Genomic DNA, 12,366 nt, shown 5'->3' with positions numbered 1-12,366 from the left:
GATGACCGACAGTTCCGTTCCCGCGCGCCTGCCCGGCGCGACCCGCCCGGTGGCACTGATCACCGGACCGACCTCCGGCATCGGCCACGGCTTCGCGCTGCGGCTCGCCTCGCTCGGCTACGACATGGTGCTCGTCGCCAGGGACGCGGAGCGGCTACGGGAACTCGCGGCCGAACTCGAGCGCAAATACGACACCCGCTCCGAGGTGCTCGTCGCCGATCTGGCGCAGGCCGCCGATCGGGAGAAGGTCGCCGCCCGGGCCGCCGAGGGCATCGAATTCCTGGTGAACAACGCGGGTTTCGCGCACTCCGGTGAGTTCTGGACGCTGCCCTACGAGCAGTTGCAGGCGCAGCTGGACGTCAACGTCACCTCCGTGCTCCAGCTCACCCACGCGGCGCTGCCGTCGATGATCGCCGCGGCGAAAGGTTCGATCGTCAACGTGGCCAGCGTCGCGGGTCTGGTGCCGGGTCGGGGATCGACCTACTCGGCCTCCAAGTCCTACGTCGTATCCTTCACGGAAGGGTTGGCGGGCGGTCTCGCCGGAACCGGTGTTCGGATCCAGGCGTTGTGCCCCGGATTCGTCCACACCGAATTCCATGAGCGAGCCGGTATCGAGATGTCCTCGCTGCCGAAACCGTTGTGGCTTTCCGTCGAGCAGGTCGTCGCCGGTTCGCTGAGTGATCTGGACAAGGACCGGGTGATCAGCGTGCCCGGAGCGCAGTACAAAGCGATCACCACGGTGGCCGGACTCATCCCGCGAACCCTGCAGGTCCGAATGAATCGGGGCCTGTTCAATTCACGCGGAAGGACTTAGACATGATCGACGAGGCGACAACCACTGATTCCGTGCTCGGCGCCGACCGCGAAGCCGCGACCGACCGGGAGAAGCTGGCCGCGCTGGTCCGCGAGCTCGCCGTCGTGCACGGCAAGGTGACGCTGTCCTCCGGCAAGGAGGCCGACTACTACGTCGACCTGCGGCGGGCGACGCTGCACCATCGCGCCGGACCGCTGATCGGCAAACTGCTACGCGAACTCGTCGCGGACTGGGATTTCGATTCCGTCGGCGGCCTCACCATGGGAGCCGACCCGGTCGCGCTCGCGGTGCTGCACGCGCCCGGCCGCCCCATCGACGCGTTCGTCGTGCGCAAGGCCGCCAAGAGCCACGGCATGCAGCGCCAGATCGAGGGACCCGACATCGTCGGCAAGCGCGTGCTGGTCGTCGAGGACACCACGACCACGGGAAACTCCCCGCTCACCGCGGTGCGCGCGTTGCGCGAGGCGGGCGCGACCGTGGTCGGCGTCGCTACTGTCGTGGACCGGGAGACGGGCGCCGACCAGGTGATTGCCGCCGAGGGGCTGGAGTATCGCTCCATCCTCGGGCTGAAGGATCTTGCCCTGGGTTAGCCTGGACGACGGTTTGGTTTGTCCGACAGCTAGAGGACGTGTGAGTTACCTGTGGTGAGCATTGCAGTAAACAAGAGTCGCGAAAATGTTGCGATGCTCGGAATCGGTGCTTACCGACCGCAGCGCATCGTCAGCAATGACGAGGTGTGCGAGGTTCTCGATTCGACCGACCAGTGGATCTACGAGCGCACGGGCATTCGCAACCGGCGCTGGATCAGCGGTGACGAGACGCTGCGGTCGATCGCGGCGGCCGCGGGCGAACGCGCGCTGGTCAACACCGGCATCGACCGGTCCAAGATCGGCGCGCTCATCCTGTGCACGTCCAGCTGGCTGAAGCTCACCCCGCACGGCGCACCCACCGTCGCCTCCGACCTCGGCATCAACGGCATCCCGGCCTTCGACCTGACCTCCGGTTGCGGCGGCTTCGGCTACGGCCTCGGCGTCGCCGCCGACCTGATCCGCGCGGGGTCGGCCGACTACGTGCTGGTGATCGGCGCGGAGACGATGACCGTCGGACTGGACCCGACCGACCGCGGCACCGCCATGATCTTCGGTGACGGCGCGGGCGCGGTCGTGGTCGGCCCGAGCGAGGAGAACGGCATCTCCCCGACGGTGTGGGGCAGCGACGGCGAGAACGCCGAGGCGATCGCCCAGGACGTCGACTTCCTGGAGTTCATGAACAAGGCCCAGGCCTTGCAGGGCACCGACCCCGCGGTCGAGCCCGTCGGCCGGATGTCGCTGCGCATGGAAGGTCCGCGGGTGTTCCGCTGGGCCGCCGTCACCCTGCCGCGCGCGCTGTCCGACGCGCTGGAGGCCTCCGGCGTGGCCAAGGAGGACATCGAGGTGTTCATCCCGCACCAGGCGAACGCCCGCATCAACGACCTGATGAAGAAGAACCTCGGCCTCGCCGACGAGATCCCGATGGCCAACGACATCGAGAACACCGGCAACACCTCCGCCGCCTCCATCCCGCTGGCCATGGAGGAAATGCTGGTCACCGGCAAGGCCAAGGGCGGCCAGCTCGCGCTGCTGCTCGGCTTCGGCGCGGGTCTCAGCTACGCGGGCCAGGTCGTGACATTGCCGCCCGCCCCGACCGAGGCGAGCTTCTGACGTGAGTGCCAACGGAGCCGGATCGTTCCCGGGCTCGGCGCGCCCGTTCCGCGCCGGGTTCCTCGTCGCGGCGGCCGTGACCGTCTACGGCGCGCTCACCGGACGCGACCGGCTCCAGTGGGTCGCCAAGCCGCTGATGATGCCGTTGCTCGCCGCCGACGTGGCGACCAGCGGCGTCGACATCGAGCCCACCGAGCGCACCATCCTGCTCGGCTCGCTCGGCGCCGCGACCGTCGGCGACATCCTCCTCATCGATCCCGACGACGACCGCCGCCTCATCGCGGGCGCGTCCTCCTTCGCGGTCATGCAGGCCGGTTACTCGACGTTGTGGTGGCGGCGCGGGGCCCGTCCCGCCGCCGCGGTCGCCCTGCCCCGGGTGGCCGCCTGGCTCGGCGCCGCCGGTCTGCTGCGCACCAAGGCGCCCACCGTCGCGACCCCGCTCACCGCCTACGGCGTCACCCTCGGCACCGCCGCCGTCCTCGCCTCGGACCCCGGCCTCGCCCCCGGCGCGAAAAACATTGCGGGCCTGAACATCCCGGACGCCGACCCACGCAGCCGCCTCGGCCTCGGCGCCCTCCTCTTCACCCTCTCCGACGGCCTCATCGTCCTACGCCGCCTCTTCGCCCGCACCCCCCGCTCCCGCCGCACCACCGAGGGCGTCATCCTCGCGACCTACGCCGCGGCCCAATACCTCCTCGCCGACCCCCACGCCCACACCCCCTCGAACCACTCGTAGACCGCGCCGCGTTCCGAAATTCGAGGGAACCGAATCGCTTCGCCCTGCGTCGATTAGCTGCGGAAGCGACTCCGGTGGTAGCCGAGGTCGTCGACCCGTGCGGCGCCGGATCGGCCATCTCGTGGAAGGGGCGCGGAACGGGTGGTTCGTCGTCCGCCGGAGCTGTCCGGCAACGATCTCGATCGGGTGGACGCGGAGCTGCCGAAAAGTTCTGGGGGCTCCAGCGCTGATCATGGAATCCACTGGGGGAGAGGGCTGATCGTGGGCGTTGGCACGCGCTACAGCACCAGGATGATGCGGTCCCGGTTCGTCGGATCGACGCGAATCGAAATCGTCTCGCCGAGGGCGATTTTCGGTTTGTCGGCGGGCATGACGTCGAAAACGACGGAGCCGTGGTAAGTCTCGGAACCCGGGACGGTCAGTTCGAGATCGAGTTCGGTGAGCTCGCTGTAGTGATCGGTGCGTTCGAGGGGGTGCACGCCTTCGATGGTGGCCCACCCTTCGAGACCGTGGCGCCAGAGGCGGCGGTCGGCGCGGGAGGGGCGGGCGGCGAGCAGCATGCCGATGCCGACGCACGAGCCGAAGAGGCCGACCAGGGCGACGACCTGGAACGGGACCGTACCGGGCGGCGTGCGGTGCACGAGCCAACCCAGCCAGAAGCACAGCACCACCAGGTACGCGGCGGTGACGCCGAGTATCGTCCGCAGAATCCGTGCGTGGTCCATGCGTACCGCCACCTCCGATCCGGCCCTGCGCGGCTGTGGACGGACTCCGTTCGGCGCGTGCCTCCGCCTTCGCTCCGGCGGCGCGCGGTGACTTCGTCCGGCTGGGTCGGTCGACCTACACCCCGACTGACCTCGCATTTCAAGCATAGGCGGCCACCGCCCAACGATTCGGTACGTTGCGCATAACGGATTGGATCGTGAGCCGTGAGCCGTGAGCCGTGAGCCGTGAGCCCAACGCCCCGTCCGATCTCCGCCAGCGCCCACCCACCCCGCGCGCCACGCTGTCCCTATGCCCAGCGCAACGACCACAGCGACAACGACCACAGACGTCCTCACCGGAATGTATGCCGCGGAGGCGGCCTACTTCGCCGCGGGTGGCCCCGGCCGCGCCTCGTTCACCACCCTGGCCCCGTTCTTCGCCGACGACGTGGTGCTCTATCAGGCCGAGGGCATGCCGTACGGCGGCATCTGGCGGGGCCACGCGGGACTGGAGCGATTCTTCGCGACGATGGCGGCGGTGTGGGAAACGTTCGAGCTGGTCGAGCAGCAGTTCCTGGCGACGGGAGAAACGGCCGTCGTGCACACCGAGGTGCGGGCACGGGCCCGCGCGACCGGACGCGAGCTGCGGTTCCCGATCTTGCAGACGCTCCGAGTGGAAGACGGCCGGATCGCGGAGATCCGCCCGTTCTACTGGGACACCAAAGAAATCGCCGAGGCCTGCACGATCGCGAGATAAGCCGCGACCTCAACCCTTCAACCGCAGCACCGCAAGCACCCGCCGATGATGCGTATCCGACGGCGGCAGATCGAGTTTCGCGAAGATGTTGCCGATGTGCTTCTCCACCGCCCGCTCGGTGACGGTGAGCGCGTCGGCGATCGCGTTGTTGGACAAGCCCTGTGCCATCAGCTCGAGCACTTCACGCTCGCGCGGAGTGAGCCGGGCCAGCGAATCCTGTTGGCGGGACGCGCCCATCAGCTGACTCACCACTTCGGGATCGAGCGCCGTGCCGCCGGTGGCGACCCGATACAGCGCGTCGACGAAATCGCGCACGTCGGCGACCCGGTCCTTGAGCAGATAGCCGACGCCACTCGCGCCGCCTGCGAGAAGCTCGGTGGCATAACGAGTTTCGATCCACTGCGAGAACACGAGCACCCCCGTCATCGGATACTTCCTGCGCAGTTCGATGGCGGCGAGCAGTCCCTCGTCGGTGAAGGTGGGCGGCATCCGCACGTCCACCACCGCGACATCTGGATTGTGTTCGCCGACAACATCACTCAGTGTGCTCGCCTCGCCGACCATCGCGACCACCTCGTGGCCGCGCTCGACGAGCAGCCCGGCCAGTCCGTCGCGCAGGATGGCGCTGTCCTCGGCGATGACGATGCGCAACGGCGTGCTCACTGCGGATCTCCCTTGGGCAGCAGGATGGTCACCACGGTCGGCCCGCCGGTCGGGCTGTGCACGGAGAGGGTGCCGTCCACCGCGCGCGCCCGGGCCGCGAGACCCGCGAGCCCGCTGCCCGCCGCCCGCGCGCCTTCGGCGGGTGGCAGCACGCCGCCGATTCCGTTGTCCCGCACGGTGACCGCGATGGTGCGGATGCTGTCCGGCAGCACCGAGACCCAGGCCCGGTCGGCGTGCGCGTGCTTCACCACGTTGGTGAGCAGCTCGGCGACGGAGAAGTAGGCGATGGCCTCGATGGCCGGGCTCGGCCGCTGCGGCAGGTGCACCCGCAGCTCCACCGGCACCGCGCTGCGTGCGGTGAGCGTCTCCAGCGCGGGCGCGAGGCCGAGTTCGAGCGCGGGCGGATGGATGCCGCGGACCAGCTCCCGCAGTTCGGTGAGCGCTTCCTTGGAGCTGGCGTGCGCGTCGGCGATCAGGTCGGTGGCGTCGCCGCCCGCCGCGATGCGTTCCTCGGCCCGGCCGAGAGCCATGGCGATGGTGACGAGCCGAGCCTGGGTGCCGTCGTGCAGGTCGCGTTCGACGCGGCGCAAGGTGGCGGCCGCGTCCTCGACGGCCGCGCGCCTGCTGGCCCGCAGCTCGACCAGCTGACGATCCCGCACGGTGGCCGCGAGCAGCCAGACGGTGAGCAGCCGGTGCAGGTGGCAGACGCCGCGCACCAACCAGGGCAGCGCGAAGCAGCAGACGATGCCCAGCGCGGAGACCAGGAGGACGCGCGGCCAGGTGTCGACGTAGAACGAACCGAACTGCATCAGCGAATGGCGCTCGACCCCGTTCTCGTCGATGTTCACCGGTTCGAACAGCGCCCACGGAATCGGCGAGATCGCGGTGAACACCACTATCGCCACGGTGACCAGCGTCACATAGCCGACCCCTACGCCGAGCACGAACTGCGCGAGCAGGAACAGCGCCGCCCGCCAACTGGCCCGGTCGGTGAACGCGCTCTTCAGGAACCCGAACAGCCCGCGCTGCGGTGTGAACGCGGGCGGCGCCTCGACCGGGGTGCCGAGCAGGGCGCGGCACAGCGCGCGGTAGATCCGTCCCCAGACGCGGCCGCCGAGCAGCACGAGCGCGAGCAACGGGATGCCGATCAGGAAGATCGAGACGTACAGCCCGCCGCCGAAGCCGAAGAACAGGTAGCAGACGGCGAGACACCCGAGCACGAACGCGGTGATCAGGTAGGCGAACTCCTTCCAGGTCCTGGCCTGGATCGGCGCGCGCAGGACAGCCGACAACACCGAGCGACCGGTTGGCGGCGGCGCGGTCGGCTTGTCGAGCACGAGGGTGGGTTCGGCTTGCGTCTCGGTCATGAACTCCATGTTTCTCGCCGACCGTGGCGTTCTCGATGGAGCTGCCCGCCGAATCGAGGGTGTGGCCAGCTACACCATCGGAGCTCGCCCGGCGGGGTTTGGAACTAGCATCACCCGCATGAGTTATCCACCGCCGTACGGTTATCCGCAGCAGCCCTACGGTAACCCGTACGGTCCGCCGCCGGATCACCCGCAATCCACCACCATCCTGGTCCTCGGGATTCTCGGCTTGGTGCTGTGCCAGCTGTGCGCGCCGTTCGCCTGGGTGATGGGCAAGCGGGCGCTCGACGAGATCGACGCGTCGGGCGGCGCGATCGGCGGGCGCGGCAACGTCAAGGCGGGCTACGTCTGCGGCATCGTCGGCACCATCATCATGCTCGTCTACGTGGTGGGCATCATCGCCGTCATCATCATCTCGATCTTCGCCGCGAACTCGTCGTCGTCCTATTGACCACGGACCCACCGACCGAAGGTGACCGCGACCGGGTGTGACCTATCGAAGGTGACCTTCGGTCGGCTACCGGTTCGGCCGGAAGGTGGCCGTGACCGGGTGAAAGTGATCTTGGATCGGCTGCGCATAGCATCGTCCGCGTGAGTCACTCGTCGTCGGACACCGCGCGCCCATCCCCGGGGGAGCACCTGCCAGGACCCACCGAGTGGGGCGAGCACCCGCATGGGGTCGGTCCGTGGCTGGCCGAGCACGACGCCCCGCCGCCCGACGACCCGCGACTCGACCCCGAGCTCCTCGCGCACGGCGACCGCCGCAATGTGGTCGACGCCTATCGCTACTGGTCGCGCGACGCGATCGTCGCCGACATCGACGCACGCAGGCACCCCTTCCACGTCGCGATCGAGAACTTCGGACACGACGCGAACATCGGCACGGTGGTGCGCACCGCCAACGCGTTCGCCGCGGCCGCGGTGCACATCGTCGGCAGGCGGCGGTGGAATCGCCGCGGCGCGATGGTCACCGACCGCTACCAGCACATCGAGCACCACACCGACATCGCCGAGCTGCTCGCCTTCGCCGAGCGCGCGGGCCTCACCGTGGTCGCGGTGGACAACGTCCCCGGCTCGGTGCCGCTGGAGACCGCGCGGCTGCCGCGCGACTGCCTGCTGCTGTTCGGCCAGGAAGGACCCGGCGTCACCGCGCACGCGAAAGACGCGGCGGCGATGACGGTCTCGATCGCCCAGTTCGGTTCCACTCGCAGCATCAACGCGGGTGTGGCCGCGGGCATCGCCATGCACGCCTGGATTCGCGAGCACGCCGATCTCGCGACCGCGTGGTGAACGGTTCTACCGTGCACGATTCGGCGTCGGCCGGGTAACAATTCGGCGGCGAGAATCGGCTTCCAACTGGCACCATTGAGGTATGACCTCGCGGAGCCCACGGACTGGGCAGGATGCTGCACCGACGCCCGCGCTCTGGTCGGAACGGGCGGATATGGCGGAGTCCGCGATCGTCTCTCGGCACCTGCGGGCCCTATGGGCTTGTCCCGGAACGGAACTCGGCGTCGTCGGCTGGCCGGCCACCAAGCGTGAGCGCGCGTTCGTGTCCTGGCACTATTGGTGGCAGGCGCATTTGATCGACTGCGCGGTGGACGCGGCGAACCGGTCGCCGATACCGGTGCGGCGCAGGCGAATCGGCGAACTCGTGCGCTCGCATCGCATCCGCAACATCACCGGTTGGACCAACAACTACTACGACGACATGGCCTGGCTCGCCATCGCGTTGGAGCGGGCGGAGCGGACCCAGGGCATCACCGAGGCGCGCGGCGCGCTGGTCGCGCTGGAGAAGAAGCTGTACGAAGCGTGGAGTCCGGAGGTAGGCGGCGGTATCCCGTGGCGCGTCCGTTCGGACTACTACAACGCGCCCGCCAACGGTCCCGCGGCCATCGCGCTCAGCCGCCTCGGTCGGCACACGCGCGCGCAGGACATGGCGGACTGGCTGGACGCGACCCTGCGTGATCCCGGCACCGGCCTGATTCTCGACGGCATCCATCTCCCGTCCGGCGTGATCGAACGCCCGACGTTCACCTACTGCCAGGGCGTCGTGCTCGCTGTCGAGACCGAGCTGGCGATGCACACAGGCGAGGAACGCCACCTGGACCGGGTGCACCGGCTGCTGGCCGCGGTGGAGGACCACATGACCGCGGGTGGCGTCATCAAGGGCGGCGGTGGCGGCGACGGCGGACTGTTCAACGGCATCCTCGCCCGCTACCTCGCGTACGTCGCGGTGATGCTGCCCGGGGAGGACCGCCAGCAGGTCGCGGATCGGCGGACCGCGGCCGCGCTCGTCCGGGCGTCGGCCACGGCGGCCTGGGCGAACCGTCTAGAGGTCGAGGGCGAGCCGCTGTTCGGGGCCGATTGGAGCAGGCCGGCTCAGCTGCCCGGCGGCACGGGCGGGGCGGGTTATTTCACCTCGGGCGGCTCGGTGACTTCGTCGAAGGTGCCCGAGCGGGACCTGTCGGTGCAGCTGTCCGGATGGATGCTGATGGAGGCGGCCTACCAGGTGAGCGCGGCCGGACTCTGAGTACTGCTCGCGGTCGCGACCCCGCGCCCGGCACTCGATCAGTACTCGACCCGCGGCAGCACCACGGTCGGCGCGTCCACATCCACGTCGAACTCCTCCGCGGGCTTCGCCATCTCCATCCGGTAGTGCCGGATGCCGAGGATGGTGCCGACGATGAGGCCGAGCACCAGCGTGCAGATCACGCCGGGCATCAGCCACGGCACGCGCTCCAGGAAGTTGCCCGCGTAGAAGCCGATGAGCAGCAGTACCGGCGCCCAGATGATGGCGCCGATGGTGCTGGCGATCGTGTACTTGCGGTGATCCATCTGCGCGGCGCCCGCGACCATCGGGCACAGCGTCCGCACCCACGGGATCCACCTGGCCACCAGCACCGCGAGGAACCCGTGCCGCTGGAGCAACTCGGAGACCCGCTGCAGATTGCGGGTGTTGATGTATCGGCCGTCCTTGCGCGCCACCAGGCGATGGCCGGTGCGTTGCCCGATGACGTACCCGACCTGATTGCCGGTGATCGCGGCGATCATGGCGCCCACCGAGAGCGCCCACACCTGCGCTTCGCCGGTGGCATGCGAGGCCATCACGATGCCCGCCGTGATCAGCATCGAGTCACCGGGCAGGAAGAGCCCGACGATCAGGGCGCATTCCAGGAAGACGAAAGTGAGCACCACCGTCCAGACGAGCGCGGGGCCCGCCGAGATCAGCGGATCGAAACTGCCCATCGCGAGGGGCGACGCGCTGGACACTGGCCTCAGCGGGTGGTCTCGTTCGTCGACGCGGTCAGCTCGGGCTCGAGGACCTCGGGCTGCTCAGCGCCGCGGTTCAACAGCTTCTTCGCCACCGCCATGATCCCGGGCAGGATCGAGACGAACACGATGAGCAGGAAGATCGCCTCGACGTGGTCGCGGATGAAGCCGACGCCGCCGAGGAAGTAGCCGAGGATCGTCACGCCGCCGCCCCACAGGATGGCGCCGACGATGTCGAACGCGACGTACTTGCGGTAGTCCATCTTGGACACGCCCGCCAGCACCGGCATGAAGGTGCGCACGATCGGCACGAACCTGGCCAGGATGATGGTCTTCGGGCCGTGCTTCTCGAAGAACTCGTGCGTCTCCGTCACGTAGGACTTCTTGAAGAATCGGGTGTCTTCCTTGCGGAAGATCGCCGGGCCGATGGCGCGGCCGATCCAGTAACCACACTGGTCACCGGCGAACGCGATGAACGTGACGGCGGGGACCAGCACCCAGATGGACACCGGCGGATTGTCCTGCGCCGCCAGCAGACCGCCGGTGAACAGCAGCGAGTCGCCGGGAAGAAGCGGGAACAGCAGACCGGTCTCGATGAAGACGATCACGAGGATCGCGGGCAGCACCGCGTTCTTCAGCCACGTCTCCTGGAGCAGGTACATCGGGTCCAGCAACTGGGTCAGTGCGAGGTTTGTCGACACCGATTCGGTCGCTGCCTGCAGAATCACGCGGCCTCCTGTCCCGGGGTGCGGCTGGCCATACATTGCTTGCCACCGCGTCGGAAGCTGCCAGCGCAATTACCCGGCCCACAGTACCGGGTAAGGCTGAGAAACCACCGTCGAGCGAGAAATTACCGCCGATGCTGTGTTTTTGGCGCGCTGGCGCGCGCGTGTTCGCGGCCTCTTATGTCTCGCATCCGAGCGGCCGAGACTCGCGACTGCGTCGCATGCGCTTCGGCCGCTCGGATGCGAGACGGCCGCGAACGGGCTCGTCGGGCTCGCCTGGGGGTGGCTGGGAGTGCGTGAGCGTTGCGCGCTGGGTAGTAGGAGGCGAGACGGCCGCGAACGGGCTCGTCGGGCTCGCCTGGGGGTGGCTGGGAGTGCGTGAGCGTTGCGCGCTGGGTAGTAGGAGGCGAGACGGCCGCGAACGGGCTCGTAAGGCTCGCCCCGAAGTGGCCGGGAGTGCGCGGATACCGCCGCTACGCATTGCCTGCCGACCAGCGGATGGCGGAGAAACGCCCCTGCCTTAGGGTATGGCCTGACAGAATTGTCCTTTGCCGCACTACACGGAGGTCTTCACAGTGCCTATCGCGACTCCGGAGGTCTACGCCGAGATGCTCGGTCGGGCCAAAGCGAACTCCTTTGCCTTCCCGGCCATCAACTGCACGTCGTCGGAGACCATCAACGCGGCCATCAAGGGCTTCGCGGACGCGGGCAGCGATGGCATCATCCAGTTCTCCACCGGTGGTTCGGAGTTCGGCTCGGGTCTCGGTGTCAAGGACATGGTCACCGGCGCGGTCGCGCTGGCCGAGTTCGCGCACGTGGTCGCCGCGAAGTACGACGTGACGATCGCGCTGCACACCGACCACTGCCCCAAGGACAAGCTGGACAGCTTCGTCCGTCCGCTGATCGCCATCTCCCAGGAGCGGGTCAACGGCGGCGGCCTCCCGCTGTTCCAGTCGCACATGTGGGACGGCTCCGCGATCCCGATCGACGAGAACCTGGAGATCGCCAAGGAGCTGCTCAAGGCGACCGCCGCGGCCAACATCATCCTCGAGGTCGAGATCGGCGTCGTCGGCGGTGAAGAGGACGGCGTCGAGGCCGAGATCAACGAGAAGCTCTACACCTCGCCGGAGGACTTCGAGAAGACCATCGACGCCCTCGGCGCTGGTGAGAACGGCAAGTACCTGCTCGCGGCCACGTTCGGCAACGTGCACGGCGTGTACAAGCCGGGCAACGTGGTGCTCAAGCCCGAGGTGCTCGCCGAGGGCCAGCGCGTCGCGGCCGCCAAGCTCGGCCTCGGCTCGGACGCGCAGCCGTTCGACTTCGTCTTCCACGGCGGCTCGGGCTCGCTGAAGTCGGAGATCGAGGACTCGCTGCGTTTCGGCGTGGTGAAGATGAACGTCGACACCGACACCCAGTACGCGTTCACCCGCCCGGTCGCCGCGCACATGTTCTCGAACTACGACGGCGTGCTGAAGATCGACGGCGAGGTCGGCAACAAGAAGACCTACGATCCGCGCAGCTACCTGAAGAAGGCCGAGACCTCGATGGCGGCGCGCGTGCTCGAGGCGTGCAATGATCTGAAGTCTGCGGGGCGGTCGATCAGCGCCTGACCCCTTTTCTCTTCGGG

General features: G+C 68.5%; 14 protein-coding genes. 9 read left to right on the top strand and 5 right to left on the bottom strand.

Annotation, left to right across the window (positions count from 1 at the left end):
* The first annotated feature begins 1 nt into the window (after window position 1).
* Genes T333_RS01265 through T333_RS01250 form a run of 4 tightly spaced genes read left to right on the top strand, consistent with a single transcriptional unit; the run spans window position 2 to window position 3,250 of the window.
* On the top strand, window positions 2-814 hold the full coding sequence (locus tag T333_RS01265; RefSeq protein WP_354998602.1) for an SDR family NAD(P)-dependent oxidoreductase: 813 nt from the start codon (window positions 2-4) through the stop codon (window positions 812-814).
* 2 nt (window positions 815-816) lie between these two features.
* Window positions 817-1,404 carry an orotate phosphoribosyltransferase gene (gene pyrE / locus T333_RS01260; protein WP_354998603.1) on the top strand — a complete coding sequence of 196 codons (588 nt, stop codon included), beginning with the start codon at window positions 817-819 and terminating at the stop codon, window positions 1,402-1,404.
* A 51-nt stretch (window positions 1,405-1,455) separates the two neighbouring features.
* Window positions 1,456-2,514, top strand: coding sequence for a beta-ketoacyl-ACP synthase 3 (locus tag T333_RS01255; protein WP_354998604.1), 1,059 nt, complete (start codon window positions 1,456-1,458; stop codon window positions 2,512-2,514).
* 1 nt (window position 2,515) lies between these two features.
* A complete protein-coding gene (locus T333_RS01250; protein WP_496423462.1) occupies window positions 2,516-3,250 on the top strand; it encodes a lysoplasmalogenase family protein in 735 nt (244 codons plus the stop codon).
* Window positions 3,251-3,528: 278 nt separating this feature from the next.
* Here T333_RS01250 and T333_RS01245 read toward each other — a convergent pair whose 3' ends face one another.
* On the bottom strand, window positions 3,529-3,975 hold the full coding sequence (locus T333_RS01245; RefSeq protein WP_354998607.1) for a hypothetical protein: 447 nt from the start codon (window positions 3,973-3,975) through the stop codon (window positions 3,529-3,531).
* Window positions 3,976-4,264: 289 nt separating this feature from the next.
* Between T333_RS01245 and T333_RS01240 the strand changes: the two genes are divergently transcribed.
* Complete coding sequence (locus T333_RS01240; RefSeq protein ID WP_496423461.1) at window positions 4,265-4,711, top strand: nuclear transport factor 2 family protein; 447 nt, start codon at window positions 4,265-4,267, stop codon at window positions 4,709-4,711.
* A 9-nt stretch (window positions 4,712-4,720) separates the two neighbouring features.
* Here T333_RS01240 and T333_RS01235 read toward each other — a convergent pair whose 3' ends face one another.
* Window positions 4,721-5,374 (bottom strand): LuxR C-terminal-related transcriptional regulator, encoded by a 654-nt coding sequence (locus T333_RS01235; RefSeq protein ID WP_496423460.1) that lies wholly within the window; start codon window positions 5,372-5,374, stop codon window positions 4,721-4,723.
* On the bottom strand, window positions 5,371-6,741 hold the full coding sequence (locus T333_RS01230; protein WP_496423459.1) for a sensor histidine kinase: 1,371 nt from the start codon (window positions 6,739-6,741) through the stop codon (window positions 5,371-5,373). The genes T333_RS01235 and T333_RS01230 overlap by 4 nt, the downstream gene beginning before the upstream one ends.
* A 118-nt stretch (window positions 6,742-6,859) precedes the next feature.
* Here T333_RS01230 and T333_RS01225 point away from each other — a divergent pair, with 118 nt between their 5' ends.
* The 3 genes from T333_RS01225 (at window position 6,860) to T333_RS01215 (ending at window position 9,274) form a co-directional block, all read left to right on the top strand.
* A complete protein-coding gene (locus T333_RS01225; RefSeq protein WP_354998610.1) occupies window positions 6,860-7,192 on the top strand; it encodes a DUF4190 domain-containing protein in 333 nt (110 codons plus the stop codon).
* A gap of 140 nt (window positions 7,193-7,332) precedes the next feature.
* A complete protein-coding gene (locus tag T333_RS01220; protein WP_354998611.1) occupies window positions 7,333-8,031 on the top strand; it encodes a TrmH family RNA methyltransferase in 699 nt (232 codons plus the stop codon).
* A gap of 154 nt (window positions 8,032-8,185) precedes the next feature.
* The gene (locus T333_RS01215; protein WP_357253099.1) at window positions 8,186-9,274 is read left to right on the top strand and encodes a glycoside hydrolase family 76 protein; all 1,089 of its coding nucleotides are present in this window, start codon (window positions 8,186-8,188) and stop codon (window positions 9,272-9,274) included.
* 38 nt (window positions 9,275-9,312) lie between these two features.
* Here the strand turns inward: T333_RS01215 and T333_RS01210 are convergent, their stop codons facing one another.
* Complete coding sequence (locus T333_RS01210) at window positions 9,313-9,990, bottom strand: DedA family protein (protein ID WP_354999022.1); 678 nt, start codon at window positions 9,988-9,990, stop codon at window positions 9,313-9,315.
* Window positions 9,991-10,019: 29 nt separating this feature from the next.
* Window positions 10,020-10,676 carry a DedA family protein gene (locus T333_RS01205; protein WP_496424109.1) on the bottom strand — a complete coding sequence of 219 codons (657 nt, stop codon included), beginning with the start codon at window positions 10,674-10,676 and terminating at the stop codon, window positions 10,020-10,022.
* 638 nt (window positions 10,677-11,314) lie between these two features.
* Here T333_RS01205 and fbaA point away from each other — a divergent pair.
* Window positions 11,315-12,349 carry a class II fructose-bisphosphate aldolase gene (gene fbaA / locus T333_RS01200; protein WP_354998613.1) on the top strand — a complete coding sequence of 345 codons (1,035 nt, stop codon included), beginning with the start codon at window positions 11,315-11,317 and terminating at the stop codon, window positions 12,347-12,349.
* Window positions 12,350-12,366: the final 17 nt, after the last annotated feature.

The sequence above is a fragment of the Nocardia sp. CNS-044 genome, from assembly GCF_059570515.1.
This window is presented reverse-complemented; position numbering and strand designations above follow the sequence as displayed.

What these genes read in the sequence shown, in the direction of transcription:
- T333_RS01265 (WP_354998602.1), top strand. Translation starts at nt 2, where the DNA reads ATGACCGACAGTTCCGTTCCCGCGCGCCTGCCCGGCGCGACCCGCCCG.
- pyrE (WP_354998603.1), top strand. Translation starts at nt 817, where the DNA reads ATGATCGACGAGGCGACAACCACTGATTCCGTGCTCGGCGCCGACCGC.
- T333_RS01245 (WP_354998607.1), bottom strand. Translation starts at nt 3,975, where the DNA reads ATGGACCACGCACGGATTCTGCGGACGATACTCGGCGTCACCGCCGCG.
- T333_RS01240 (WP_496423461.1), top strand. Translation starts at nt 4,265, where the DNA reads ATGCCCAGCGCAACGACCACAGCGACAACGACCACAGACGTCCTCACC.
- T333_RS01230 (WP_496423459.1), bottom strand. Translation starts at nt 6,741, where the DNA reads ATGACCGAGACGCAAGCCGAACCCACCCTCGTGCTCGACAAGCCGACC.
- T333_RS01225 (WP_354998610.1), top strand. Translation starts at nt 6,860, where the DNA reads ATGAGTTATCCACCGCCGTACGGTTATCCGCAGCAGCCCTACGGTAAC.
- T333_RS01215 (WP_357253099.1), top strand. Translation starts at nt 8,186, where the DNA reads ATGGCGGAGTCCGCGATCGTCTCTCGGCACCTGCGGGCCCTATGGGCT.
- T333_RS01210 (WP_354999022.1), bottom strand. Translation starts at nt 9,990, where the DNA reads ATGGGCAGTTTCGATCCGCTGATCTCGGCGGGCCCCGCGCTCGTCTGG.
- T333_RS01205 (WP_496424109.1), bottom strand. Translation starts at nt 10,676, where the DNA reads ATGTACCTGCTCCAGGAGACGTGGCTGAAGAACGCGGTGCTGCCCGCG.